Consider the following 24,354-nt stretch of genomic DNA (forward strand, 5'->3'; position numbering starts at 1 on the left):
CCGTTCGGTCGGGTGGCCCTCAACCGGCACACGTAGGCTTCGAACTGTGAATGGGGTCTACGCGGAAGCGTCAGGCATCGGCCTGAGCTGGTTGGACACGGCCGGTCCCGTGCTGGTGTGGGTGATCGTGCTCAGCTTCGTGTTCGTCGAATGCGCACTGATCGTCGGTCTTTTCCTGCCAGGGGACTCGCTGCTGTTCGGCGCCGGGGTGGTGCTCGCCCAGCACGGTTCGGACCTGAACGCCTGGCTGCTGTCCGGTGCCGCGCTGCTGGTGGCGATTTTCGGCAACCAGATCGGCTACTACATCGGCAGACAGACGGGTACGAAGCTCATCGCCCGCCGCGGCGGGCGGATACTGAACAAGCACAACCTCGTCCGCGCCCAGAACTTCCTGGACCGCCGCGGGTTCTTCGCGATCGTCGCGGCCAGGTGGATCCCGTGGATCCGCACCCTCGCCCCGCTGATCGCGGGTGCCGCCAAGATGGATCAGCGCCGGTTCCTGCTGGCCACCGCGACCGGCGGCCTGCTCTGGGTGCCGACGCTCGTGCTGCTCGGTTACTACGGCGCCGGTCTGCTCGACTCGCTGCCGTGGGTCAAGACGGCCGCGCTCTGGATCAGCGTCGCGTTCTTCGTGTTCGGGACCGCGTACGGGATCTGGCGCTACCGGCAGGAAATGCGGCGTCCGGTGGAGGACACGGACGCCGAAACGACTGCCCGGAGCTCTCGGGCCTAGAGCTCCGGGTCCGCCCAGATCTCGAGCTGGATACCGTCGGGGTCGCGGAACACGATCGCCGTCGACCCGACAAGCGTGCGCGAAGGCGTCGCGCGAGTGAAGTGGACGCCGTACTCGTCGAGGCGGTCTTCCCACTCGGCGAGCTCAGCGTGTGACGAGACCTTGAAAGCGACATGGTCCAGCCCGGTACGGCGCTCGTCGAAGCTGCGCCGACCGGTATCCGCGTGCTGAACCAGCACCACGGCGAACTCTTCGCCCGGCGAGCGGAGCACCACCTTGCACAGACCGGTTTCCGTGTCGTCGCGTCGCGTGAACTCCTCGAGCTCGAGCACACGGGCGTACCAGGGCACGCTGCGGTCCACATCGGTCACTGTGAGTGCCAGGTGGTGCACAGATCTCAACTTCGCCATCTTTCGTGGCCGTCCTTTCCGACCCCCATCGGCGCACCCCGAGGCTTATCGAAGCGCCAAGACCGGAGACTGAAAATCCGGCCCCGGTCAATTACGGGCTCCCCAGCCCTGCTAGCGATCATGAAACCGAGTGCGCCATCAGCCTTGCACACGGGCTCATCCGGCATCCGGGCGCGCAACGGATTGTTACTAACCGGAACTCACCGCGAGATGTGCAGGTCTTTCACCGTCCGCCGCCGACGGTCAGGACAGCCCCGGTCGTATAGGACGAAGCGGGCGACAACAGGAAGAGCACCGCCTCCGCGATCTCGGGCGGCTGCCCGGCACGGCGCATCGGGATCGTCGGCGCGATCCGATCGAGCCGATCCGGCAGCCCCGCGGCGGTGTGCAACCCCGTCTCCACCATCCCCGGCGCGACGGCGTTGACCCGCACCCCCTCGTCGGCCACTTCCTGCGCCAGGCCGTACGTGAGCGTCTCGACAGCGGCTTTCGTCGCCGCGTACGGCACCCACTCCCCTGCGGACCCCGTCCGCGCCGCCGTCGACGAGATGTTGACGATCGCCCCGCCGATCCCGCCATGCCGCGTCGACATGCGCCGCACGGCCTCACGGGCACACAGGAAGACGCCCGTGACGTTGACGTCGACCACCCGGCGGACGACGTCGACCTCGTGCTCGTCGAGCCGTCCCGGGGTGTTGCCGGTGATGGCGGCGTTGTTGACGACGCCGGCGAGCGGGCCGAGCTCGGCTGCGGCGTCGAAGAGCTCCAGGACGTCGTCCTCTTGGGAGACGTCGCCTCGGACGGTGAGGGCGCTGCGGTTGTGTTTTCTCACATGGTCGGCCACTTCTTCAGCCGCGAACGGGTCGTTGGCGTAGTTGACCACCACGTCGTAGCCACGCTCTGCGGCGAGCACGCAGACCGCCGCGCCGATGCCGCGACTCCCGCCAGTGACGATCACAACCCCAGATGTCGACATGCGGTGATCCTCGCACGCACCCACGCCACGTCATGTCGACATCGCGCACACCCCAGTTTGCGCACGCTCGAGTGCGTTTGATGCACACGTGATCGCGTTCTGCGTACGCGCGAGCGCCGTGGAGGCCTTGCGGGGCGCTACTAACGCGCCGTTCGGGACATCCCGCGGCGGTTCACGCGTGCACAAACTGCGCTCATGCGGTCATGGATTGCACTCGCGTGTGCGCAGACTGCACGCGGGCGTAGAGGTTAGAGGGCGAAGTTGGTTAGGGGGAGGTTTTCCAGAACCAGGTCGGCGCGGGGGGCGGTGCTGGCGATGAGGTCGGCGTTGCGCTGGTCGGAGCCGAGGGCGCGTTGCTTGGCCTCGACGAGGGAGCGGCCGTAGCGGCGGTGACGGCTGACCAGGCGTTCGAGGCGCTCGGGTTCGTCGGGGGCGAGGAACCAGGCCTCGGTGAGGAGCGGCTTGACGCCGTTCCAGGGGTCTTCCTCCAGCAGGAGGTAGTTGCCTTCGGTGATCACGAGCGGGACCTCCGGCGGCACCGCGACGGCACCGGCGATGGGCTCCTCGATCTCGCGCCGGAACTCGGGCGCGTAGACGGTGTCGCGGCCTTCGCTCAGCCTGCGGATCATGTTGACGTACCCGGCGGCGTCGAAGGTGTCGGGCGCACCCTTGCGGTCGGTGCGGCCGAGCCGGCGCAGTTCGACTTGCGCGAGGTGGAAGCCGTCCATCCCGACGACGCAGGCACGCGAGCCGAGGGCGTTGGCCAGGCTCCAGGCCAGGGTGGTCTTGCCGGACGCGGGCGCGCCGACGATGCCCAGCACACTCCGCTGGCCCGGCTTGGCAAACGCTTGCGCCCTGGTCAGCAAGTCCTCGAACGATGTCATCGCACTCCCATTCTCCTGTGCCGGACCGCGGTCACCCATGACCTGGGCCCGGTGTGCCGCACCCGCTCGGCGGCCACCTCGTTGGCGAACCCGATCAACTCGGGAAGCTCGTACTGGCCGACCCCGTAGGCCAGCGCTCCGTGCCAGACATCGCCTGCCCCTAGAGTGTCACGCGCCGTCACCGGTGGGACGGAGACCTCACCCGATGCGGTCGACGTCGACCAGCGGACCGGACCACTGCCCGCGGTGGTTATAACCGTCGGAACCCCACGCTCGTGCAGGCTCGGCCCCGGCGCCTTACCGCGTATATAAAAATGCGCGGAGCACGCGGCGATGTCGACGAGCGGGAGCAGTTCGTCGAGCACCGGCTTCCAGCTTCCCGCATCGAGCACCACCGGGACCCCCCTCTCCCGCGCCCACCTGGCCACCCCCAAAGCCAGCTCCGGGTGGTGCCCGTCCACCAGTACCGTTCGCACTCCCTCGGGGAACTCGAGCCGGGGAAAGTGTCGACGTATTCCCCCGGCGTTGTGCGAGACGACCGTTCGCTCGCCATCGCGCTCGCGGACGGCGACAGCGCTCACCGCGGGCGGGTCGGCGTGCTCCGGCAGGACATCGACGACGTCGACGCCGTGCGTGACGAGGTCCGCGCGGGCGAGTTCTGCCAGCGGGTGTGCACCGAGGACGGTCAGCAGGGTCGCCGAACCACCGAGCGCCGCGACGGTCACGGCCGCGTTCGTCGCGGGCCCCCCGGCCGCGACGGCCACGGACAGCGACTGGACCTTCTCGCCCGGCGCCGGCAGCTCGTCGACCCGCTGGACGACGTCCACAGTGCACAAACCCGCCAGCAGAACCGTCACAGCCCGGCTCTCACAGCGGCTTCGACCTCTTCGATCTCACCGTTCTCGCCGAGCCGCAGCGCACCGGTGAGCAGGCCGACGACCTGGTTCATCGTGTGCGTCTTCGGCGACACCACCGCGACCCGCTTCCCGAGCCGGTGCACGTGGATCCGGTCGGCGATGTCGAACACATGCGGCATGTTGTGGCTGATCAGCACGACCGGCAGCCCGCGATCACGAATCCGCTCGATGAGCGCGAGCACCTTCGCCGACTCCGCGACACCGAGCGCCGCCGTCGGCTCGTCCATGATCACCGCTTTGGTGCCGAACGCCGCCGCCCGCGCGACGGCGACACCTTGCCGCTGCCCACCGGACAACGTCTCGACGGGCTGGGTGATCGACTTGATCTGGATGCCCAGTTCGTCGAGCACCCGCTGCGCCTCGGCCCGCATGGTCGTGGTGTCGAGCTTGCGGAACAACTGTCCAAAAAGGTCTTTCCGCCGTTTTTCCCGTCCCAGGAACATGTTCGACGCGATATCCAACGCGGGCGCGACGGCAAGATCCTGGTAAACCGTTTCGATACCGTACTTCCTGGCATCGATCGGTGTCCGGAAATGCACCATCTCGCCGTCGACCTGGATCTCACCCTCGTCCGGCACGACCGCGCCCGACAAAGCCTTGATGAGACTGGACTTCCCGGCGCCGTTGTCCCCTACGACGGCGAGCACTTCGCCCGGGTAGAGGTCGAAGTCGGCACCGTCGATCGCGGTGACGCGCCCGTACCGCTTGACGAGCCCGCGTGCGGACAGTGTCGCTTGGGGAGAGATCGGAGAGGTCATGACTGCCTCCTGGCGAGTCGGTCGACGGCCACCGCGGCGACCAGCAGCGCACCGGTCGCGACGTCCTGGTAAAGCGCGTCGACGCCCATCTGTGTGAGCCCGGATCGCAGGACCGCGACCACGAGCGCACCCATCATGGTGCCGATCACCGAACCGCGGCCACCGAACAAACTGGTGCCGCCGAGCACCACCGCGGTGATGGAATCCAGGTTTCCCAGCTGGAACGCGTTCGGGTCGGCGTTGGGCACGCGCCCGAGCGCCTGCCACGCCGCCATGCCGAAAATGAGCCCCGCGACCAGATACACCGAAAGCAGCGTGCGATTGACCTTGATCCCGGACAGCCGAGCGGACTCCGGCGCGTTGCCGACCGCGTAGACATGCTTGCCCCACGGCGTTTTCGTCAGCGCGTACCAAACGACGAGGTACATGATCAAGGCGACGGTCATCCCGTAGGTGATCGGGATTCCGCCGAACAAGTACCGGCGCGTGCCGAGCCAGGTGAGCAGCCCGTTGGGCACCGGAATCGCTTGCCCGCCGGCGAAAAGCTTCGCGGCGGCGGTCAACATCGTCAGGAACCCAAGGGTCACGATGAACGGCGGCAGGTTGATCCGCGTGACGAGCGAGCCGACGACCCCGCCGATCACCACAGCGGCGCCGAGTCCCAGCAGCAGCGCCAAAATCGCACTGGTTCCGCTGACGAGCAGCTTCGCCATGATCAACGTCGAGAGCACCATCGCGGCGGCGTTCGACAGGTCGATCCCGGCCGTCAAGATGATCAGTGTCTGCCCGAGAGCGAGCGTCCCGACGACCAAGGACTGTTGTACGACAAGGGAAAGGTTGTCAAGCTGGAGGAAAGTGTCGGTGGTCAACGAGAAGACGACGATCGCGACGAGCAATGCCAGCGCCGGCCCGACAGCGGGCGCGCGGAGGAAGAACTCACCGAGAGTCGGCCGGTCCTGCGGACGGGAAACAGCAACAGCGGTAGTCATTTGCCACCCCAGCAGTTCTGCAGGCCCCAAGTGCTGTCCTGGCTCGGCACCCCGGGCATCGGCTTGTCGGAGATCACCGCGGATCCCGTGTCGACGAACCCGCTCGGCTTCTTGCCGGTCTTGGCGTATTCGACGGCCGCGGTGACGCCCTGCTCGGCCATCTTCTTCGGGAACTGCATGACCGTGGCGCCGTACTGGCCGTCCTTGACGTTCTGCACGCCCTCGCAGCCACCGTCGATCGAGCCCATGATCACCTGGTTGACCAGCCCGCGGGCGTTCAGCGCGGCATACGTGCCGCGGCCCATGGGCTCGTTCATCGTGTAGACCGCGTTGATGTCGGTGGTGCGCTGCAACAGGTTCTCCACCCCTTGCTGCGCGAGGCTCTGGTCGCCGTTGGCCGCGGCCCGGCCCTTGATCTCGGGCGAGCCGTCGGTGAGGCCGATGCCCTTGAGGAAGCCGCCGTGCCGGAGATTGTCGACAGTGCTGCCCGCGGTCCCGTCGACCATCAGCAGCTTCGGCGCCGCGCCGGCGAGCGCGGCTTTGACGTACGCGCCTTCCTGGCGACCGGCCTCGAAGTTGTCGGTCGCGAAGGTCGCGTCGACGGCTTCGGCCGGTTCGGTCGCGGTGTCGAGCGCGATGACGAGGACGCCTGCTTCACGTGCCCTGGCGATCGCGTCCAGGACTCCGGTCGAGGAGCTCGGCGTGATCAGGATGGTGTTCGCACCCTGCTGCATGAGGTTCTCGATGGCCCTGACCTGGCCGTCGTTATCGCCGTCGAACTGGCCCGCGAGCGCGCTGAAGTCCGCGCCCTGCGCGTCGGCCGCGGCTTTGGCAGCGGCTCTCAGTTCGACGAAATAGGGGTTCGTGTCGGTCTTGGTGACCAGACCGACCTTGGCTTTCCCGCTGCCGCCGGTATTCGAGCTGCCACCCCAGTGGCGTTCTACCGTGCAACCCGCTGTGGACACCGCTAACGTCGCGGCGACGGCGAGTGTGGCGAGACGACGATGTCTCATAGGTCCTAAACCTCCGAGTCTTGCCCCGATTAGAACTAGCGGCGCGCAGCGTCTCCTTGAGGGGCGGTGGTCGGGCGACGGGTGGGGATGATGGTCCCGGAGGGTAGAACGGCCTATGCTCACTCGCAAGCGTTTGCGCAAACGCTTGCGAGTGAACTCCGAGGAGAACATCCGATGCCCCCACCGCGCTCGTCACGGCCTACCCAGCGTGACATCGCCGAGCTCGCCGGCGTCTCGATCACCACGGTGTCGCATGTCGTCAACGGGACCCGTGCGGTCGCCGAAGACACCAAGGCGGCCGTGCTCAAGGCCATCGAGACCACCGGCTACACCGGCGACGCGATCGCCCGTTCCCTGGTCACCGGTGGTACCCGGTCGATCGGGGTGGCGATCTCACTGCTCGCCAACCCGTACTTCGCCGTGCTCATGCAGGCCATCGAACGCGAAGCCGCCTCCGCCGGTTACACCGTCCTGCTGGCCGACACGCACGACGCCGCTGACACGGAGCGTGAGACTGTCCGGACCTTGCGGTCGAGACGGGTCGACGGCCTGCTGCTGACTCCGTCACCCGGCGACAGCTCTGTCATCAGCGAACTTGTCGCGCTGGACGTCCCGACAGTGCTGGTCGACAGGGTCGCGACACGCGGGGACGTCGATCAAGTCGGCTCCGAAAATATTCAGTCGACTTCCGCTCTGACGGCCCATCTCGCGTCGCTCGGACACCGCCGGATCGGCATGATCAGCGGCGCGCCCGGCCTGACGACGAGCGAAGAGCGAACGCTTGGCTACCGGCTCGGGCTCGGCCGCGCGGGGCTGACGTGGCTGGCGGAAATGGTCGCGTGCGGGCATTCCTCGCGTGAAGGCGGCGCGCTCGCGTTGAGCACGTTGCTCGCGCTGCCCGAGCCGCCGACGGCGCTGGTCGTCGCGAACGACGCGATGATGGTCGGGGTCCTGCGCGAGGCCCGTAAACGCGGCCTGAAGATCGGCCGTGACCTGCCCGTGGTGGTCTACGACGACGTCGAATGGTCGGATCTCGTGGATCCGCCGCTGACGACGATGGCGCAGCCGATCGACGAGATCGGGCGCCAGGCTGTCCGGCTGTTGCTCGCCCGGATCGCGGAGCCGGGACGCAAGCCCGAAACGGTCCGGTTGGCACCGGAATTGCGTCACAGAGAGTCGTGTGGCTGCGGTCCCGTTCACCCACACTGATGGTTCTCACGAGCCGCCGCCGCTGAGCGGCCAGAAGCGCCAAAAATAGCGTTACCGTCGGCCTCGACGCTGCAAGAGCCGACGAAATGATCGCCAACGATGACCGCATTGTCACCTGAGCTACCCGTGTGGGACAGGCATGTCACCCACCGGTTCGCGGTAGCCATGGCGACGTCCGATCCGCACTCCCGCAAGGTGCTGCGCGCGATCGAATCGGCGGCCGTCGAAGCCGGCTGTCTCCTCACGCTCGCCGACACCGGCGACAGCGTGAGCGAGGAAGCCGCCATCGTCCGCTCCCTGCGTGCGGACCGGGTCGACGGGGTACTGCTCGTGCCCGCGGCCGGCGACGAAGCGGTGGTCAACGGGCTGGTGCGGATGGGCGTGCCGACGGTCCTGGTCGACAGGATGGCCAAGCGCACCGACGTCGACCAGGTGGGCAGCGAGAACGCCCTGGCCATGTGCACACTGGTCCGGCACCTGACCGACAGGCGGCACCGCAAGATCGGGCTCATCTCCGGGCAGCCGGGCATGACGACCACCGACGAACGCACGAAGGGCTACAAGCAGGGCCTCGAGCAGGCCGGCCTGCGCTGGAGCAGCACGCTGGTCGCCTGCGGGCAGTCGACGGCCGGTGGCGCCGCCGCGGCGACGGCCCGCTTGCTCGACGCCTGGCCTTCGCCGACGGCGCTGGTCGTGGCGAGCGAGTCGATGATGATCGGCGTCCAGTACGAACTGCACCGGCGCGGCATCCGCGTCGGTTCGGAGCTGGCGCTGGTCGGGTACGGCGACACGGCGTGGGCACGCACGGTCGACTCGCCGTTGACAACGATGGCGCAGCCGATCGCGGAGGTCGGGCGCAAGGCCGTGCAGCTGCTGCTGACGCGGATCGCGGATCCGGATCGCAAGAACGAGGTCGTCCGGCTGCCGCCGAAGTTCCTGCACCGCGCTTCCTGCGGCTGCTAGCACTAGGTCAAGGTCGCTGCGGCCTCGAACAAAAGCCACGCGCCAACCTGCACGGACAGGTCACGGTCAGGGCCTTCGTCCACGACAGCAGGCCGAGCCCAGTCCGCGCTGAACAGCGGGCCACCGGGCGCGTCGATCGCACCGGCCCAGCACGCGTCGGCCGAACTCAGCACGAGCGAACGGGCCGTTGACGCCGCTTCACCGGACGGAAGCCGCAACGCGGCCAGTGCCAGATACCGCGCGAGGATCCCGGCGAACAAACCGCCATCGCCGCCACCCTGGCCGATCAGCACTCCACCCGGCGCGATCCGGTCCGCGACCGCGCGGATGGTCCGCTCCACAGCGTCCACATGGGACACTTCGAGGCAGGCACCGAGGTAAACCCCTTGGCAGTACGTGTAAATGAACTTGACGAGCTCACCGGTGTCCGGCCGGAGCCCGTCCCACACCAAGCCGGTTTCCGGGTCGACAAGCTTCTCCGACATCCAGTCGACGATCTCCTTGGCGCGCAAGACATCGCCCTCTCGCGCGTGGAAGATCGCGGCTGGACCGTTCGCAGGCACGTTCTTGAACCGGTCGCCGCGCCGCCACCAGATCCCGCCGCCCGCGTCCGGCGTCCAGCCCTCGTGCAGCTGCGCGCTGATCGGGGGCAGGCCGTCTTCGTGGCCGACGCGCTGCAGGGCGAGCCCGAGCCAGGCGATGTCGTCGTAGTACTCGTTGGTCCAGCGGCCGAAATTCCGCAGGTGAATCGACCGGACGACCTGGCCGATCAGCCGTTCGCGCTCAGGTGACGGACTGCGCAGCTGCGCGTCGGCGAGGCCGTCGAGCAGCTGGGCCTGCCACCAGTAGTTCCAGTGCCAGTGCAGGCGCTGCCCCAGGTCAGGCGGCCAGCCACTGCGGCCGAGCGCGGTACCCGGCAGACTCCACACCCGGCGCAGGTGGCGTTGGCGCACCGCGTCTTCCGCCGCTTGCGCCCGCTCAGCCGTCATGACCGCCATCTTTCCTTGCCACTCGCAAGATTGCTTGCCGATGATCCGTTCAGCTTCGAACTAACTGACCGAGTCAAGGGTGTGCTTGAGCTGATCGAAAGACAGGCGAACTCTGGTGGATCGCACGTCGGCCAACAGCGTTTCGGCCTGGTCAGCGAGCCGACTGGCCTCGCCAGGATCGTCCTGCTCCAGACGGACCGACGCGATCCTGATCAAAAGATGCGCCTTGCCCCTGTTCCTGTCCGGCCCGAACTGGGCGAACGCGCTCGTAAGCCGCTCCGCCGCGGCCTGCCGCAGTGGAGCGGCTTTTCGCGGGTCCATCGCTTGAGCCGTACGCATGAGCGAGTAGCCCATAACGGACACCAAGCTGTCGTCGAGGGTTGGGCTCAACACTTGAACAGCGTCATCGGGAGAGGTGCTTCCAGCGATAGCCGCTGTGTTCAATAAAATATGTGCGCGCAGCGTCCGATCTCCACCCTCTGTTGCCGTCCTGATTGCCACAGTTGCCATCTTCAACGCCTCGTGCCTACGACCCGAATCGTGGTGCGCCCATGCTATGCAATCCGAAAGTGCTCCTATGGCTGACAAAAGCGCTTTGCGGACATCCTCGCGCATCGAAGATTCCAGCAGGCCCACAGACCATTTGAGCGCACCACCGGCGACATCCACAGCTACTTCGCCACCGTGCCGGAAGTCCATCGCCTTGTAGAACTCCGCGGCCTGCCGAACAGCGGCCACCTCGGACATGCCGACACGTGCGGGCATCGCGTTCGCCGGCGTGGACAGACCTTCCACCAAGCGAACCAGTGGCTCAGTCGCGACGAGCCCTGCGGCAGCAAGGAGTAACTCTCTGCGATTCATGTCTTCATCCAAACCGGTGATACCCAGTGCGCGCTCGTAGTGCTTGACCACCTCGGATGTCACCGCGCGCTTGCCAGTTTCCAGAAGCCCCAGATACGACTTGCTGAAATTCGTCCGTTGAGCCATCAGAGTAAGGCTCACGCCTGCCCGTTGGCGAGCGTTCCTGAGCACCGAACCCATCATCTTGTAGACCCCTGTAGACCGCTGACCGATTCCCATTTCCGATCTTGCCTACTAAACTAGTACTCGAACAAGATCGATACCCGGACCGGGAGGCATCCGGATGGAAATCCGAATCAGGGAAATCCTCTTGGTGTGCAACGTCAACCGTGACGAGCGCGAGGAGTTGCTCCGGCTCAGTCGGGAACTCGGGTTCCAAGGCTGGCTTCAGCAGTACGACCACGAGTCGCGCGAGCAACCGCGGACGCTTGTCGAGCAGGAAGCCAAAGCGACGAGCTGCAAAGAAGTACAATTGGTGACGATACCCAGATTGCTACAGACCGAAAGCTACGCACGAGCGGTGATCAGCCGCGGGATCAACGCTTCGGGAAAGCGTGTCGAACTACTGGTGCGAACTCGTCTTGCCAGGCAGGACATCTTTCTCCGATCCCCGCCGCCACGCATGGCCTTCTTCGTCCACGAGTCCATCCTGCGCGCGATCACCGGCGATCGCGTGATCATGGCCGAGCAGCTCCACCATCTGCTGAGATACTCTGTGCGGCCTAACGTGGAACTGCGGGTCATTCCGATTTCAGCGGGAGCGCACGTGGCTCAAACCGGTTCGTTCACACTGCTGGAGTTCGCCGACTTCACTCCGATAGTCCACCTGGAGGGCGAACTCTCGGCGGCATTCCTGGAACAGCCGCATCAGATCAGCGCCTACCAGCGCCTTCTCTCGACATCGGCGGACAGCGCGCTCAGCCGGGACGAAACGAAAAAAATGATCACCACCTTGGCGACCGAATACACAGCCGCCACTGAGTGCCTGGCCGAAGTCGGCTCGTCGATGGCGGAGATTGCCGCGAATCTGCGACGGACGATCGAGTCCGGTGCGGTCCCACCGAAGGCGGCAGCGAGAATGGCCGCTTTCCTCGAAGACCTTGCCATCCGGGCGTCCGGCGAGGCATTGGCACCAGAGACGGCCGACCCTGAGTAGTTCCACTCGCACCGATGTGAGTAGACCTCCTCGACCGGTGGCCTGAACGGTGTTCATCGGTCCTCGACCGTTGAAACGGTCTTCTCTGCTCCCGTAGTGTCACCAGTTGACTACGGGGAGGGTCGATGACTGGCGGGCATGACGTGGTGATCGAGAAGATCAGAGAGACCGGTAAGGCTGCTCAGCGGGTCGCTGATGGGGTGCGGGGGGTGCGGTCCTCGGGGGCGGTGCCGTCCGGGGATGCGGGGATGCCGGGTTCGCGGTGTGCGGGGAAGCTGACGACGTTGCATCAGACGTGGCTGGATCGGGAGAACTCGGTACAGACCAGGCTGGTGTCCCATGCAACGAGCATGAGCACTGCCGCCAATTCCTACGCCTCCCACGAGGATCAGGCCACCCGCGACTTGAACGCCGTCCCCATGCCGACCAGTGGCCCGAGGCCGGTCTGATGGTCACCTGGGCCGATGTGACGAAGTGGCAGTCAGGACCGCTACAGGACGCTGTTGGGCGACTCAACGACTCTTACAACAAGCTGGTCGCGTGCTCGGACGACCTACGCGGGATCAACACTGCCGGAGGTTGGCACGGTCAGGCCGCCTCGGCTGCCGCTGCCGAGGTGAACCGAATCATTGACGACCTGGAGGAGTATGCGGCGGAAGTCGCGGCCGGACGCCGGAGCATGGGCGATACCGGGGACGCGATCACGGGCGTGATGAACGGCGTCAAGGAAGCCGAGGGGCTCGCCAGCGTGCACCACTTCACCATCGGAGGTGATGGCGCGATCGTCGATGGCGGGCCGCCCCCGAATACGCCGGAGAACCAGAAGGACGCGGTAGCCGACGAACGCAAACGGATTTCGGCTGAGCTGCGGGACCGGGTGGAAGAGGTCATCCGCCAGGCCACCGACATCGACGACGACTTCTGTGCGGTGCTCGACCGCATCCTGTCCGGACACACCATCGACGCGACCAGCAACGACAACCAGAACACCAGTCTTGCCGCCGCCGGCAACTCCGGCGCCACCATGGGCGCACTCTCGGTCCTCGCACCACCGCCGGTCAACGCCGCCCCGTCGATGAACGCGGCGTGGTGGGCCGCACTGTCGCCTAACCAGCGACTTGCACTGATCAAAGATCACCCCGAGATGGTCGGCAACCGCGACGGCGTGAAGGCCGCCGACCGCAGCAAGGCCAACATGAACTTGATGGACCGGGAACGGCAGAGTTTCAGCTCCGAACTGGACCGACTGAAACGAGAAGACAGCGATTCCTCGGAAATCCCCCGGCTTGAGGAACGCCTCAAAGCGCTGGACGCAATCGGCGACATGATGCACAACCCAGACGGCACCATCAATACCAACCGGCAGCTCATGTCGCTTGACCTGACCGGCGATCATCCGAAAGCAGCGGTCGCCAACGGCAATGTTGACACCGCCCAACATGTGGCTGTGTTCACTCCCGGCATGAATTCGACAGTCGACGGCAGTATGGACGGATACGTCAACGACATGGATAGCGTTCGAGAGAGTGCCGAAAGAATGCTCTTGCGACACGGAGATCCGGCGAATGTTGCCACAGTTACGTGGTTGGGTTACGAACCGTCATCGTTCGATGATCCGGCGACGTTGGCTGGATTGGCGACAGGCGACAATGCCTCATTTGGTGGTGAAAAGCTGGCCCATTTCGATGAAGGGATCAACGCTTCGCGTCCGACCGATCCTCATCTGACCGCCCTGGGACATTCTCAGGGATCGATTGTCACCGGAATCAGCCTCAGCCACGCCGGAACAGGAGTGGACGACGCAGTGGTCTTCGGCTCGCCCGGCATCGCGGACCACTTCGGAATCGACAACACCGCGGCCGACCTGAAGATTCCCGAAGGACACGCCTACAACCTCAAGGCAGACGGCGATCCTGTCGCCCAATGGGCTCCTGAATTCTGGCGATACGGAGCGGCGCCGTACGACATGCCCGGCATGAACCAGCTGTCAACCCACGACGTGATGGGGCCGGACGGCCCCTTGGCAAGTTCACACGGACACAGTGAGTACACCAAGACCATGCCCGACGGCAGCGACAGCACCAGTAAACACAACATCGCCGCCGTTGTCGCAGGCATGCCCCAGCTTGCGGTTCGGTAATGACAGGGAGAACTTGCTTGCGCTCACAAAGCCTGACTGCCACATTGCTAGCGGCCAGCCTAGTGCTAGTCACCAGTTGCAGCGATGGCAACCAATACCTCAACCCGACGCCATCAGGAAGTCTCATGTCACAGCAACAACAGTACACGGAACTCATGAACAGGCCAACAATAGACGAAGCGATCAAGCGCTACGAAGAAATGCGTGCGACAATACGAGATCGACTCACTCAAGAGTTCAACTTGTCACAATGGACGGAGCAGCAGGAATCGTCTCGATTCTCCGGATGCGCCCCGCAATTTTCCGAAGTTGACCAAAAAGACTCTAGCAAGAAGTACTTGCCGCGATGGTTTACGTCCTCCCCCCTCATCGCAAGCTGGAAGCAGGCGAAGCAGATTGTTGCTGAAGTGTCGAAAGACTATAGGTTCAATCGAGTCTCACTTGATGTTGAAAAACCCGATGATGTTGAATTTAACTTGAATGACCAGTACGGCGCAGAACTGTCTTTCGGTTCCGCAAAGAACACGGTTCTTACACTTACAACCGGCTGTCATTTGAGCGCCGAGGCGAAGCGGCGCGGCGGTCCGCGACAGTCGCAGAACTGACATCCTGGACTCTCTATGTGAGCTCGCACTGGTTCGCAAGATCATCGTAGCTCAGGCCCGCCGCGCCTTGCTAGCAGACATACCGATCGGTATGTTCTGTGGATGACAACGGCGCATGTGACCTGCCCGCTTTGCGAAGCCACCTGCGGACTGAACGTCACCATCGACGAATCGCGGCAGGTGACGCGAGTCCAGGGCGATCCCGACGACGTCTTCTCCAAAGGCTATATCTGCCCGAAAGGCGCTTCGCTCGGCGCGTTGCATCACGACCCGGACCGGCTGACGGCACCACTGGTCAAACGCGACGGCAAGTTCGTCGAAGTCAGCTGGGACGAGGCGTTCGCGGAGATCGACGCGCGCCTGCGGCCGATCATCGAGCAGCACGGGCGTGACGCCGTCGCGGTCTACGCGGGAAATCCGTCCGCGCACAACGTTTCCGCCGGGTTGTACGGGCGGGTGTTGTACAAAGCCATTGGTACCAAGAACTTCTACACCGCCGGCACGGTCGATCAGGTGCCCAAGCACTTCTCCGTCGGGTACATGTTCGGTGACGGGTTCTCGATCCCGGTCCCGGATCTCGACCGGACGCAACACCTGCTGATTCTCGGCGCGAATCCGTTGGTGTCCAACGGAAGTCTCATGACCGCCGCCGACGTCCGCGGCCGACTGAAGGGAATCCGCAAGCGCGGCGGCAAGATCGTGGTCGTCGATCCGCGCCGCACCAGGACCACCGAGGCCGCGGACGAGCACCACGCGATCCGGCCGGGCACCGACGCGTTGCTGTTGTTCGCGATGATCAACGTGTTGTTCGCCGAGAACCGCGTTTCGCTGGGCAGGCTCGCCGAGCACGTCAACGGGCTCGACGACGTCCGCGAACTCGCGAAGGACTTCACGCCGGAGGCGGTCGCGCCGCTGACCGGCATCGACGCGGCGGAGATCCGCCGGATAGCGCTGGAACTGGCCGACGCCGAACGCGCCGCGGTCTACGGCCGCATCGGCACGACCACCCAGACGTTCGGCACGGTCTGCAGCTGGCTCATCGACGTGCTGAACGTGCTCACCGGCAACCTCGACCGCGAAGGCGGCGCGATGTTCACCCTCGCCGCCGCCGGGCAGAACACCGGACCGGGCGCCCGTCGCAAGCCGTTCCGCACCGGGCGGTGGAAGACGCGCGTGCGCGAGCTGCCGGAGATCTTCGGCGAAGTACCGGTAGCGACGCTGGCGGAGGAGATCGAGACGCCCGGCGACGGGCAGGTGCGTGCGCTGCTGACCGTCAGCGGCAACCCGTGTCTCAGCACACCGAACTCCGCGCGGCTCACGGATGCGTTGCGGCAGCTGGACTTCATGATCTCGATCGACGTCTACCTCAACGAGACGACCCGGCAGGCGGACGTCATCCTGCCCGGCCCGACACAGCTGGAGCGGCCGCATTACGACGTCGCGCTGTACCAGCTGGCCGTGCGCAACGTGGCCAACTGGACGCCCGCGCCGCTGTCGACGTCGATGCCGCAGGAGTGGGAGACGCTGCTACGGCTGACCGGCATCGTCACCGGTCAGGGGCCGGACACGAGCGTTTCGGCGTTGGACGACTTCGTCGCGGGGCAGGTCGCCCAGTCCGGCGGGCTGGATCCGGCCGTCGCGGGCGACCGCACCGGACCCGCGCGGCTGATCGACCTCATGCTGCGCGCCGGGCCGTACGACATCACGCTCGCCGACCTCGAAGCCGCACCGCACGGCGTGGACCTCGGCCCGCTGAAGCCACGCGTGCCGGAGATCCTGCGAACGGCCAGCGGCAAGATCGAGCTGGCGCCGGAGGCGATCACCGTCGACGTCCCACGGCTCGCGGCCGAGCTCGCCAAGGCACCGGAGGAGCGGATGATGCTCATCGGGCGACGGCATCTGAGCTCCAACAACTCGTGGATGCACAACCTGGAACCGTTGGTACGCGGGGGAAATCGCTGCACGGTCCAGGTACACCCGGCCGACGCGACCCGGCTCGGGCTTGCCGACGGCGCGCTCGCGTCGGTGAACTCCCGCGCGGGCAAGATCGAGGTGCCGGTGGAGGTGACCGACGAAGTCCGCCAAGGCGTCGTGAGCATCCCGCACGGCTGGGGCCACGACCTCGACGGCGTCCGCACCCAGGTGGCGGCCGCGCATGCCGGGGTCAACTCGAACCTGGTGGCGGACGAGTCCCAGCTCGACGTGCTCTCGGGCACCGCCGTCCTCAACGGCATCCCCGTCGAGCTCACCCCCGCCTAGGTCGTGTCCTAGCTACCAGGAGGTAGACAAGTCGGCGTGCTGGCGGATCCACGAGTGCATGACGATGCCCGCGGCGACGCCGGCGTTGATCGAGCGGGTGGTGCCGAACTGGGCGATGGAGACGACCAGCGACGCGGCTTCCTGGGCTTCGGCGGACAGGCCGGGGCCTTCCTGGCCGAACAGCAGGATGCAGTCGCGCGGCAGTTCGGCGGTTTCCACCGGCTGCGCGCCGGGAGTGTTGTCGACGGCGACCACAGCTAGGCCGTGTTCAGTGGCGTAGGCCACAAAGCTCGCGATGTCGGCGTGGTGTTCCAGGTGCTGATACCGATCCGTGACCATCGCGCCCCGCCGGTTCCAGCGCCGCCGCCCGACGATGTGCACGGCCGCCGCGGCGAACGCGTTCGCCGTCCGCACCACGGTGCCGATGTTGTGATCGTGCTGGAAGTTCTCGATCGCCACGTGGAACGTGTGCCGCCTGCTGTCCACATCGGACACGATCGCCGCGCGCCGCCAGTACCGGTACGCGTCGACGACGTTGCGCCGGTCACCGTTTTCCAGCAGCTCAGGGTCGTACCGCTCGTCAGTGGGCCACTCGCCCTCCCACGGTCCGACGCCGACCTCATCGGCCCTCACCCACTCGGTGGGACCGCCTTCTTCGTCGGCGACGGACGCCGTCATACCCGGTTCAACCACCAGGTGATTGTGGCTTAGTGCTTCCGATCGTGACCACTTAACCCAAGCGGAGCCGATGCGTTGGTGCGTCCTTGACCTCTTCGCGGTGGCGCCACCGCTGGTAGGCGCCCACATACGAGAAGACGACCACGGCGAATGCGATGACCGCGACCATCGGCAGCATGGCCCGCGGGAAGACCGTGTCGTAGAGGTAGTAGGCATTGAACCCGCCCGGCAGGTCACCGAGACCCTGCTGGTGGCGGAAGTTGTTCTCCAGCGCCGTCAGCGGGCACGGGATGGGGAACACGTTGACCGCGACCCCCCAAGCCGCCAGGAAAACGTGCACAAAGATGAATTTCGGCCACTTCCACGCGACGAATCCACCGAAACCGATGAGCAACAGTGCCAGGATATGCACCGCCACCGTCACGTCAGCGAGAACTCTGGCCATCCCGCGCCCCCCTTCGCGATCCCCCGATCCCCTTCGACGTTACCCCTCTCAAGCTGAGAGACGTCGACTTGTTGACCTGTTGACAGCGATGTTCAACCCAACGCGTTACTACGTTTACCCAGCGTGTGGGCTTGTCAAAGGTTCTCGGGTGGAATCTCGACCGGCCGCTCGGGCGGATACTTCTGCGGGGTCTCGCGCGGGTACTGATCCGGCGCGCCGGGTGGTTTCTCACGGCGCGGGATCTTCGGTGGGCCAGGCTTCTCCGGTGGGGTGCCCGGCGGAGGCGGGATGTCCACACGTTCGAGATTACGCCGCTAAGGCGCGCGGGCGCCTATTTTCGCCGTAAAGCGAAATCCGGCCGTGGGTCTCACCCGGGTGAGAAGGCAGCACCGTCGATGTCGGTGACCACGAGCCGCAGTTTCGCCCGCTCCCAAGGAGTTCCGGCCAGCGTCGGCCGGATGGCCGCGCTCGCGAGCTCCAGCAGTGGCGGCAGCGGCAGGCACAAGGCGATCACCCTGACCTGCACGAGCTCGACGTCGAGGCTGACCGCCGAACCTTCCCAGTCCCACGGAATCCAGGAGGCGTTCTGCTGGGAGAGCAGCATGGCCGGGCGCAGGCCCGGCACCGAGTTCACGGCGGCGAGGATCAGCTCGGTGACCTCGCTCGCGGTCAGTACCGCCATCATCGGATCTCCGGTTCGATGTCCATAATGGACACTGCTACTTCGTCGACGACCAGTCCGGTTTCCGCCGTCACCGCCCGGGAAACAGCGCGTTGCACGGCCTGCCCGACGGCGGCGGCCTGATCCACCGCGGAGGTCACGAGGTCGACGTGCACCGAGACAACCCCGCTCATGACCCGCACCCGGACGCCCTCGGCCGGCGCCGGGTCCAAGCCCTTCCACCGCTGCCGTGCCGCCCGGCTCCACGCCGTCACCAGGCCTTTGAGTCCCGGTTCGAGCCGGACGACACCGGACGTCGTCACCGCCGCACGCGCCGCGACACTCGCGATCACCGCGTCCGAAATGACGAACTCGGTCTCCAGGCTCATTCTTCGATCCTCAACCTTCGATCCTCAACCTTCGATCCTCAAACCTCGGCCTCGTAGATATCGTCGACCACCAGATCCAGCTTGACCAACCGGAGCCCGACCCTGCCCGCCGCGGCAGCGCTCACGCGGTCCCGTACCCGGTCCAGCGCTTCACCGCCCGTCGCGTGGTGAATGCTCACCGCGAGGGTGAGTTCGACCTCGACCAGGCTTTCCCCGGCCTCGCCGACGCCGACCGTGCGCACGCTGCATCGCCGGGCCCGGATCCCGGCCACCGAATCGGCGGCGTACCGGAGGACCACGGCGACGGCCTGTTCGCTGACCTCGACCACACCGGGCTCCGAAGTCGGCAGGCCGACCATCTGCCCGCGCCGCACCTCGGCCCGGACTGCGGACATGATCCGCCCGAGCAGATCGGGCGGCGGCTGTACGGTCTCCGCGACCAGTTCCTGCGTCGCTTCCCGAAGTGCCAGCAGGCTTTCCCGTGCCGTCCGGCAGTGCGGACAGGTCAGTTCGTGCTCGTCGGCCAGGCCTTCGCCGACCGCGTCGAGCCGCTCCCAGACTTGTTCGAGGTCCCGATCACAGGGCAGCTCGTACCCCTGATTCACCGCCATGGCCGCATCACCTCTGCCAACTGCGCACGGGCCCGCGCGATGCGACCCCGGACCGCCGTACTGCTAGTTCCCACTACTTCGCCGATCTCCTCGTAGGAGCGGCCGTGTACTTCCCGGAGCAGCCAGCAAGCCCGCTGCTCGGGTGTCAGTTCTTGCAACGCTTCGTTCAACGCCGCCAGTTGCACGTTCACCTCGACCGCCATCTCGGGCTGTGCGTCGGACCGCGGTGACTCCGCCAGGTCCAGATCGACGTCCACCTGCGGACGCCTCGCGCGGATCACGTTGAGACAGCGATTGGTCGTGGTGCGGTAGAGCCAGCCGACGAACGCCGCGTTCTCGGTGAGCTGGGCAAGCCTGCGCCACGCCGTCAGGAAGACTTCCTGCACGACGTCTTCGGCGTCACCGCGGTTGGCGAGCATCCGCGAGGCGAGCCGGAACATCGGTCCTTGGTAGCGAAGCACGAGCTGTTCGTATGCCCGCACGTCACCTTCTCTGGCTCGGCTCACCAGCGTCGCGTCGTCGAGTGGCGTACCGGATTCCGCGCTTGTCGTCGTGGTCACGGCACCTCCTGACCTCTAGGACACCGGGAAAGCGAAAACGTCACGCTCGCATTGTGGGTGATCGCCGTCACACCCGCGACTCCGTCACGATCCACCACGAACGGGTCCTTCTCAATGAAGGGCCATTTCAGCGAGGCGGGAAATGCGCACCGGGACTTCGGCGTCGACCTCCGTTCGGGGGGAGGTCGACGCCGAATTCATGTCTTTAGCTCAGGCCGAGATCGTCCTTGCCGAGCAGGTAGCGGTACTCGAGGCCTTGCTTCTCGACGGCCTCGCGCGCTCCGGTGTCCCTGTCCACGACGGTCGCGACGCCGACCACGATGGCGCCTTCCTCCCGCAGTGCCTCGACTGCGGTGAGCACGCTCCCGCCGGTGGTCGAGGTGTCCTCGACGGCCAGCACCCGCTGCCCGCGCACCTCGGCACCCTCGATCCGCCGCTGCAGCCCGTGCGCCTTCGTGCCTTTACGCACCACGAACGCGTCGAGCACCATCTCCTCGGTCGCGGCCGAATGCAGCATCGCGAGCGCCACCGGGTCCGCCCCGAGGGTGAGCCCGCCGACGGCCACGTAATCCCAGTCCGCGGTGAGCTGCCGGAGCAGCACCCCGATGAGCGGGGCCGCCGCGTGGTGGAGCGTCGCGCGCCGCAGGTCGACGTAGTAGTCGGCTTCCTTGCCGGAAGCGAGAGTCACCTTGCCGTGCACCACCGAAAGGTCGATGACCAGCCTGGCCAGTTCGAGTTTCGCTGCCTGATCCAGTCCGGGGTTCGTCACGGCGGTGAGTTTCTCATACCCCGACTGAGTCTCTCGTCTGAGAACCCGCGACGCGGGTTCGTGCGCAGCATTTACGCAGGTCGGCGCGGCTCTCGTAGCTCGCTCATTCATCAGTCAACGCTGCCTCCGCGGGCCGCACGCGAGTCGCGGCCCAGGTCGGCATGAGCGTGGCGAGCAACGCGATCGCCCCGGCGAGGCCGACCACCGCGAGGTAGATCCACACCGGCCCCGATGGCAGCACGGAATCACTCACCACCAGGCAGAACGGGACGATCGAACCGGCCGCGACGATGGTGCCGAGCACCACGCCGACCACCGCGATCATCACGCCTTCCAAGCCCATCATCCGCATGATCTGCGCCCGGGTGGACCCGGTGAGCCGCTGCAACCCGAACTCGCGACGCCGCCGCGCGGTGCTCATCACCAGCGTGTTGACCACGGAGATCACGGTGTACGCCATGATCATCCCGAGCAGCAGGTAGTTCACCCAGGCCCCGATGTCCTGGCCTTGCTCGTGTTCGGCGACCAGTGCCGCGCGATCGCCGACGACGACTCCGGGCGAGCTCGCCGTCAGCGTCCGCAGCGTTTCGGTGAGCCGGCCGACGTCCGTGCCGGGCGCGGCGCGGACCAGGATCTGCGGCGCGAGGCCTTCCGTCGTGTGCGGGGCCAGCAGCTGCGCCGGCATCAGGAAGTTCTCGAATCCGGCGCGCCCGGCGAACAACGCCACGACCCGGACGTCCACCGCGGCTCCATCGCCGAGACGCAGCGTGACGGCGTCACCGACCCCCACGCCGACGTCGGCCGCGATGGTCTCCGGCAGCGCGACGGTGTTCCCGCTCAGGTCGGTGAGCTTGCCCGCGACGGGCGCGGTGGCGTTGGTCTCCGCGACACCGGCCGCGGTGACCCCGGTGACCGGCCAGCCTTCGTCGTCGTTCGAAGTGCTGAAGGGCGCGGTGATGAACGCCTGACTGGTGACGTACTCCGACGCCCCGGCGACACCCGGGGTGCGCTGGACGCGACCGACGAGATCCGGGGACAGCCCGTCCAGCTGTGAGCTGATCACGGCGTCCGCCCGCAGGTTCTCGGTGAACGCGCGGTCGGCGATGCTGTCCTGCGTGGTCTGCAGGTAGATGTTCGCGATCGAGATCCCGGTCGCCAGCATGATCGGCGTGATCGCCGCGGCGACCCGGACAGTCCTGGCCCGCACGTTGAGCATCGCGAGATACCCGTTGACGCCGGAAACGGCGCGCAGCGGCCACTGCAGGATCGAGGTCAGCACGTTGGTGATGCCGGGGCTGAGCATCGCGAGTCCGATGGCCCACAACATGACCGCCGGGCCGGCGGTGCTCGCCGCGACCGGGCCGGTCATGACGGCGACCGTCACGATCGACAGCGCGAGGCCGCCGCCGAGCGCCAGGATCGCGAACAGGACCCGCGTCTTGGTGAGCCAGTGCCGCTGGACGGCGGCGTCGGCGAGCGCCTCGGTCGGCCGCGTGCGCCCGGCGCGGCGAGCCGACGCGAACGCGGCGACCAGCGCGGTGACCATGGCGGCACCGGCGGCCGCGGCGACCGGGATGGAGCCCTGGTGGAAGACGACCATCGGCGGCACCACGCCGTTCGCGGTGAGCTGGTCGAACAGCCAGCGCCCGAACAGCGAACCCGGCACGATCGCGACCGCGATGGCCAGCACGGCGACGACCAGCGCTTCGCCGATCACCATCCGGCGCAGCTGACGCGGGGTCGTGCCGATGGCCCGCAGCAGCGCGAGTTCCCGTTGCCGCTGCTGGATCGACAAGGCGAGCGTGCTGGCGACGACGAACATCGCGACCAGGATCCCCATGCCACCGGAAACCGCGGCGAGCACGATCAGGTTTTCCCCGCTCAGCAGGGTTTCCGGGTGTTCGGCGACACCGCGGTCGTCACCGGTGAGGATTTCGGCGGACACGCCCTTGAGCGCGGCCGACAGATCGGTGCCGACCGGGGCGAACACCCCGATCGAGTCGACGAGCCCGGGATGACCGGACAGCCGCGAAGCGTCCGCGGCGGAGAAGAACAGCGCGGCTTCGCCGGTCGACGCGCCGGCCGTGCCGGAAATACGGAAGCTCTCGACCTTGCCGTGTGCCCCGATATCGACGCGGTCTCCGATCCGGCCTTCGGGGACGACGACCTCGCCGGGAGCGGGCGCGGCACCGGAAGTCAGGTGGTACGGCGTCAGCTGCGCGGAACTCCACGCGTGGCCCAGCACCGGCGCGTCGCCAACCGTGGCAGGGAACGAAATCTCGCCGACGGCGCCGGTCACGCCAGGGATGGCGGCGATCTTGGCGGCCAGCCCGGCGTCGAGCCGGACGCGCTCGACGAGGCTGCCGTTCTCGACGTCCTCTTTCTCGCTGCCGGGGTTCGCCATCGGCAGCTGGAAGGTCTGGGCGGCGGTGACCACGATCGGCGCGGCGGCGAGCCGCTGTGCCGGGACCGCGGTCCGGATCCCGGTCTCCATCAGCCCGCCGCACGCCATCGCGATGACGGCACCGAAAAAGACCGCGACGAAGGTGGCGATGAACCCGCCTTTGCGCAGCCGGAGGGTGCGCAGAGCCATCCGGAACATCAAGCACCGCCGACAGTGGTCGTGCGGAGGCGATCGGCCCACGCGCCGAGGTGGGTCATCCGCTCGGCGACGGCGTCGGCCGTCGGCGCGTGCAGCTCGCCGACGACACGCCCGTCGGCGAGGAACACCACGCGGTCGGCGTAGGAGGCGGCGACCGGGTCGTGCGTGACCATGATGACCGTCTGCTCGCCGACCGATTCGCGCATCAGACCGAGAACCTGGGCCGCGGTGCGGGTGTCGAGCGCGCCGGTCGGCTCGTCGGCGAAGATCACCGCGGGCCGGGTGATGATCGCCCGTGCGATCGCGACACGCTGCTGCTGCCCGCCGGAAAGCTCGGCGGGCAGGTGCTTGCGGCGGTCGAGCAGGCCGACGCGGTCGAGCACCTCGTGGACGTGCTTCCGGTTCGGCCTCCGCCCGGCGAGCAGCTGCGGCACTGTGACGTTCTGCTCGACAGTCAGCGCGGGCAGCAGGTTGAACGCCTGGAAGATGAACCCGACTCGATCACGCCGAAGCCTGGTCAGGTCGTTCTCGTTCATCCCCGTGAGGTCTTCGCCGTCCAGGACGACCGAGCCCGAGGTCGGGTGGTCGAGGCCGGCGGCGCAGTGCAGGAAGGTGCTCTTGCCCGAACCGGAAGGCCCCATGACGGCGGTGAACCCGCCACGCGGGAAGCTCATGGTGACACCCCCGAGCGCCACCACACCCGAGTCGCCCTTGCCGTAGATCTTGCGGACGGCCTCGAGGCGGACCGCGTCACTGTCACGTCTGTTCACCCTGAGA

Annotated in this window: 27 protein-coding genes; 8 read left to right on the top strand and 19 right to left on the bottom strand. The window is 66.7% G+C overall.

Features of this window, described 5'->3' with window-relative positions:
• The first annotated feature begins 46 nt into the window (after positions 1-46).
• On the top strand, positions 47-733 hold the full coding sequence (locus VGP60_RS18625) for a DedA family protein (protein WP_327549291.1): 687 nt from the start codon (positions 47-49) through the stop codon (positions 731-733).
• On the opposite strand, the gene VGP60_RS18630 is transcribed toward VGP60_RS18625, so the two are convergent.
• The 7 genes from VGP60_RS18630 to VGP60_RS18660 form a co-directional block, all read right to left on the bottom strand.
• Entirely contained in the window at positions 730-1,143 is a 414-nt protein-coding gene (locus VGP60_RS18630) for a VOC family protein (RefSeq protein ID WP_327549292.1), read from the bottom strand. The two genes, VGP60_RS18625 and VGP60_RS18630, sit on opposite strands and share 4 nt — an antisense overlap.
• 223 nt (positions 1,144-1,366) lie before the next feature.
• Positions 1,367-2,119, bottom strand: a complete 753-nt coding sequence (locus VGP60_RS18635; protein WP_327549293.1) for an SDR family oxidoreductase — start codon at positions 2,117-2,119, stop codon at positions 1,367-1,369.
• 248 nt (positions 2,120-2,367) lie between these two features.
• Complete coding sequence (locus tag VGP60_RS18640) at positions 2,368-3,003, bottom strand: nucleoside/nucleotide kinase family protein (protein ID WP_327549294.1); 636 nt, start codon at positions 3,001-3,003, stop codon at positions 2,368-2,370.
• Positions 3,000-3,860, bottom strand: coding sequence for a PfkB family carbohydrate kinase (locus tag VGP60_RS18645; protein ID WP_327549295.1), 861 nt, complete (start codon positions 3,858-3,860; stop codon positions 3,000-3,002). The genes VGP60_RS18640 and VGP60_RS18645 overlap by 4 nt, the downstream gene beginning before the upstream one ends.
• Entirely contained in the window at positions 3,857-4,678 is an 822-nt protein-coding gene (locus VGP60_RS18650) for an ATP-binding cassette domain-containing protein (protein WP_327549296.1), read from the bottom strand. Before VGP60_RS18650 ends, VGP60_RS18645 begins: the two co-directional genes overlap by 4 nt.
• Positions 4,675-5,667: an ABC transporter permease gene (locus VGP60_RS18655; RefSeq protein WP_327549297.1), complete on the bottom strand. Its 993-nt coding sequence runs from the start codon at positions 5,665-5,667 to the stop codon at positions 4,675-4,677. The genes VGP60_RS18650 and VGP60_RS18655 overlap by 4 nt, the downstream gene beginning before the upstream one ends.
• Entirely contained in the window at positions 5,664-6,680 is a 1,017-nt protein-coding gene (locus tag VGP60_RS18660) for a substrate-binding domain-containing protein (protein WP_327549298.1), read from the bottom strand. The genes VGP60_RS18655 and VGP60_RS18660 overlap by 4 nt, the downstream gene beginning before the upstream one ends.
• Before the next feature lie 174 nt (positions 6,681-6,854).
• Between VGP60_RS18660 and VGP60_RS18665 the strand changes: the two genes are divergently transcribed.
• A complete protein-coding gene (locus VGP60_RS18665) occupies positions 6,855-7,889 on the top strand; it encodes a LacI family DNA-binding transcriptional regulator (RefSeq protein WP_327549299.1) in 1,035 nt (344 codons plus the stop codon).
• 99 nt (positions 7,890-7,988) lie between these two features.
• Positions 7,989-8,852, top strand: a complete 864-nt coding sequence (locus tag VGP60_RS18670; RefSeq protein WP_327549300.1) for a substrate-binding domain-containing protein — start codon at positions 7,989-7,991, stop codon at positions 8,850-8,852.
• A 2-nt stretch (positions 8,853-8,854) separates the two neighbouring features.
• Here VGP60_RS18670 and VGP60_RS18675 read toward each other — a convergent pair whose 3' ends face one another.
• Together VGP60_RS18675 and VGP60_RS18680 are read right to left on the bottom strand one after the other, a co-directional pair.
• Entirely contained in the window at positions 8,855-9,841 is a 987-nt protein-coding gene (locus VGP60_RS18675; protein WP_327549301.1) for a glycoside hydrolase family 76 protein, read from the bottom strand.
• Between the two features lie 60 nt (positions 9,842-9,901).
• Positions 9,902-10,921: a helix-turn-helix domain-containing protein gene (locus VGP60_RS18680; RefSeq protein ID WP_327549302.1), complete on the bottom strand. Its 1,020-nt coding sequence runs from the start codon at positions 10,919-10,921 to the stop codon at positions 9,902-9,904.
• A 64-nt stretch (positions 10,922-10,985) separates the two neighbouring features.
• Here VGP60_RS18680 and VGP60_RS18685 point away from each other — a divergent pair, with 64 nt between their 5' ends.
• The 5 genes from VGP60_RS18685 (at position 10,986) to VGP60_RS18705 (ending at position 16,862) form a co-directional block, all read left to right on the top strand.
• Positions 10,986-11,858: a DUF5753 domain-containing protein gene (locus VGP60_RS18685; protein ID WP_327549303.1), complete on the top strand. Its 873-nt coding sequence runs from the start codon at positions 10,986-10,988 to the stop codon at positions 11,856-11,858.
• 125 nt (positions 11,859-11,983) lie between these two features.
• On the top strand, positions 11,984-12,307 hold the full coding sequence (locus VGP60_RS18690; RefSeq protein ID WP_327549304.1) for a hypothetical protein: 324 nt from the start codon (positions 11,984-11,986) through the stop codon (positions 12,305-12,307).
• Positions 12,307-13,998, top strand: coding sequence for an alpha/beta hydrolase (locus VGP60_RS18695; protein WP_327549305.1), 1,692 nt, complete (start codon positions 12,307-12,309; stop codon positions 13,996-13,998). Before VGP60_RS18690 ends, VGP60_RS18695 begins: the two co-directional genes overlap by 1 nt.
• Before the next feature lie 125 nt (positions 13,999-14,123).
• On the top strand, positions 14,124-14,603 hold the full coding sequence (locus tag VGP60_RS18700; RefSeq protein WP_327549306.1) for an LppA family lipoprotein: 480 nt from the start codon (positions 14,124-14,126) through the stop codon (positions 14,601-14,603).
• A gap of 102 nt (positions 14,604-14,705) precedes the next feature.
• A complete protein-coding gene (locus VGP60_RS18705; RefSeq protein WP_327549307.1) occupies positions 14,706-16,862 on the top strand; it encodes a molybdopterin oxidoreductase family protein in 2,157 nt (718 codons plus the stop codon).
• Positions 16,863-16,874: 12 nt separating this feature from the next.
• Here the strand turns inward: VGP60_RS18705 and VGP60_RS18710 are convergent, their stop codons facing one another.
• From VGP60_RS18710 to VGP60_RS18755, 10 genes are all read right to left on the bottom strand, one after another.
• The gene (locus tag VGP60_RS18710; RefSeq protein WP_327549358.1) at positions 16,875-17,540 is read right to left on the bottom strand and encodes an RNA methyltransferase; all 666 of its coding nucleotides are present in this window, start codon (positions 17,538-17,540) and stop codon (positions 16,875-16,877) included.
• A 52-nt stretch (positions 17,541-17,592) separates the two neighbouring features.
• Positions 17,593-17,985, bottom strand: a complete 393-nt coding sequence (locus tag VGP60_RS18715; RefSeq protein WP_327549308.1) for a DUF2784 domain-containing protein — start codon at positions 17,983-17,985, stop codon at positions 17,593-17,595.
• Between the two features lie 134 nt (positions 17,986-18,119).
• Positions 18,120-18,281 (bottom strand): hypothetical protein, encoded by a 162-nt coding sequence (locus VGP60_RS18720; RefSeq protein ID WP_327549309.1) that lies wholly within the window; start codon positions 18,279-18,281, stop codon positions 18,120-18,122.
• 71 nt (positions 18,282-18,352) lie between these two features.
• Positions 18,353-18,670, bottom strand: coding sequence for a hypothetical protein (locus tag VGP60_RS18725; protein WP_327549310.1), 318 nt, complete (start codon positions 18,668-18,670; stop codon positions 18,353-18,355).
• The gene (locus tag VGP60_RS18730; protein WP_327549311.1) at positions 18,667-19,035 is read right to left on the bottom strand and encodes an Asp23/Gls24 family envelope stress response protein; all 369 of its coding nucleotides are present in this window, start codon (positions 19,033-19,035) and stop codon (positions 18,667-18,669) included. The genes VGP60_RS18725 and VGP60_RS18730 overlap by 4 nt, the downstream gene beginning before the upstream one ends.
• A gap of 38 nt (positions 19,036-19,073) precedes the next feature.
• On the bottom strand, positions 19,074-19,646 hold the full coding sequence (locus VGP60_RS18735) for an Asp23/Gls24 family envelope stress response protein (protein WP_327549312.1): 573 nt from the start codon (positions 19,644-19,646) through the stop codon (positions 19,074-19,076).
• The gene (locus tag VGP60_RS18740) at positions 19,637-20,206 is read right to left on the bottom strand and encodes an RNA polymerase sigma factor (protein ID WP_327549313.1); all 570 of its coding nucleotides are present in this window, start codon (positions 20,204-20,206) and stop codon (positions 19,637-19,639) included. The genes VGP60_RS18735 and VGP60_RS18740 overlap by 10 nt, the downstream gene beginning before the upstream one ends.
• Before the next feature lie 205 nt (positions 20,207-20,411).
• Positions 20,412-20,975 carry an orotate phosphoribosyltransferase gene (pyrE, locus tag VGP60_RS18745; RefSeq protein WP_327549314.1) on the bottom strand — a complete coding sequence of 188 codons (564 nt, stop codon included), beginning with the start codon at positions 20,973-20,975 and terminating at the stop codon, positions 20,412-20,414.
• 103 nt (positions 20,976-21,078) lie between these two features.
• Positions 21,079-23,577 (bottom strand): ABC transporter permease, encoded by a 2,499-nt coding sequence (locus VGP60_RS18750; protein WP_327549315.1) that lies wholly within the window; start codon positions 23,575-23,577, stop codon positions 21,079-21,081.
• Entirely contained in the window at positions 23,577-24,347 is a 771-nt protein-coding gene (locus tag VGP60_RS18755) for an ABC transporter ATP-binding protein (protein ID WP_327549316.1), read from the bottom strand. Before VGP60_RS18755 ends, VGP60_RS18750 begins: the two co-directional genes overlap by 1 nt.
• Positions 24,348-24,354: the final 7 nt, after the last annotated feature.

It is taken from the genome of Amycolatopsis sp., from assembly GCF_036008905.1.
In the GTDB taxonomy this organism is placed as follows: Bacteria; Actinomycetota; Actinomycetes; order Mycobacteriales; family Pseudonocardiaceae; genus Amycolatopsis.

Excerpts from the sequence above, each read along its gene's own strand:
- VGP60_RS18630 (WP_327549292.1), bottom strand. The coding sequence starts at position 1,143 with ATGGCGAAGTTGAGATCTGTGCACCACCTGGCACTCACAGTGACCGAT.
- VGP60_RS18635 (WP_327549293.1), bottom strand. The coding sequence starts at position 2,119 with ATGTCGACATCTGGGGTTGTGATCGTCACTGGCGGGAGTCGCGGCATC.
- VGP60_RS18640 (WP_327549294.1), bottom strand. The coding sequence starts at position 3,003 with ATGACATCGTTCGAGGACTTGCTGACCAGGGCGCAAGCGTTTGCCAAG.
- VGP60_RS18650 (WP_327549296.1), bottom strand. The coding sequence starts at position 4,678 with ATGACCTCTCCGATCTCTCCCCAAGCGACACTGTCCGCACGCGGGCTC.
- VGP60_RS18655 (WP_327549297.1), bottom strand. The coding sequence starts at position 5,667 with ATGACTACCGCTGTTGCTGTTTCCCGTCCGCAGGACCGGCCGACTCTC.
- VGP60_RS18660 (WP_327549298.1), bottom strand. The coding sequence starts at position 6,680 with ATGAGACATCGTCGTCTCGCCACACTCGCCGTCGCCGCGACGTTAGCG.
- VGP60_RS18665 (WP_327549299.1), top strand. The coding sequence starts at position 6,855 with ATGCCCCCACCGCGCTCGTCACGGCCTACCCAGCGTGACATCGCCGAG.
- VGP60_RS18670 (WP_327549300.1), top strand. The coding sequence starts at position 7,989 with ATGACCGCATTGTCACCTGAGCTACCCGTGTGGGACAGGCATGTCACC.
- VGP60_RS18675 (WP_327549301.1), bottom strand. The coding sequence starts at position 9,841 with ATGACGGCTGAGCGGGCGCAAGCGGCGGAAGACGCGGTGCGCCAACGC.
- VGP60_RS18680 (WP_327549302.1), bottom strand. The coding sequence starts at position 10,921 with ATGGGAATCGGTCAGCGGTCTACAGGGGTCTACAAGATGATGGGTTCG.
- VGP60_RS18685 (WP_327549303.1), top strand. The coding sequence starts at position 10,986 with ATGGAAATCCGAATCAGGGAAATCCTCTTGGTGTGCAACGTCAACCGT.
- VGP60_RS18690 (WP_327549304.1), top strand. The coding sequence starts at position 11,984 with ATGACTGGCGGGCATGACGTGGTGATCGAGAAGATCAGAGAGACCGGT.
- VGP60_RS18695 (WP_327549305.1), top strand. The coding sequence starts at position 12,307 with ATGGTCACCTGGGCCGATGTGACGAAGTGGCAGTCAGGACCGCTACAG.
- VGP60_RS18700 (WP_327549306.1), top strand. The coding sequence starts at position 14,124 with ATGTCACAGCAACAACAGTACACGGAACTCATGAACAGGCCAACAATA.
- VGP60_RS18705 (WP_327549307.1), top strand. The coding sequence starts at position 14,706 with ATGACAACGGCGCATGTGACCTGCCCGCTTTGCGAAGCCACCTGCGGA.
- VGP60_RS18710 (WP_327549358.1), bottom strand. The coding sequence starts at position 17,540 with ATGACGGCGTCCGTCGCCGACGAAGAAGGCGGTCCCACCGAGTGGGTG.
- VGP60_RS18715 (WP_327549308.1), bottom strand. The coding sequence starts at position 17,985 with ATGGCCAGAGTTCTCGCTGACGTGACGGTGGCGGTGCATATCCTGGCA.
- VGP60_RS18725 (WP_327549310.1), bottom strand. The coding sequence starts at position 18,670 with ATGATGGCGGTACTGACCGCGAGCGAGGTCACCGAGCTGATCCTCGCC.
- VGP60_RS18730 (WP_327549311.1), bottom strand. The coding sequence starts at position 19,035 with ATGAGCCTGGAGACCGAGTTCGTCATTTCGGACGCGGTGATCGCGAGT.
- VGP60_RS18735 (WP_327549312.1), bottom strand. The coding sequence starts at position 19,646 with ATGGCGGTGAATCAGGGGTACGAGCTGCCCTGTGATCGGGACCTCGAA.
- VGP60_RS18750 (WP_327549315.1), bottom strand. The coding sequence starts at position 23,577 with ATGTTCCGGATGGCTCTGCGCACCCTCCGGCTGCGCAAAGGCGGGTTC.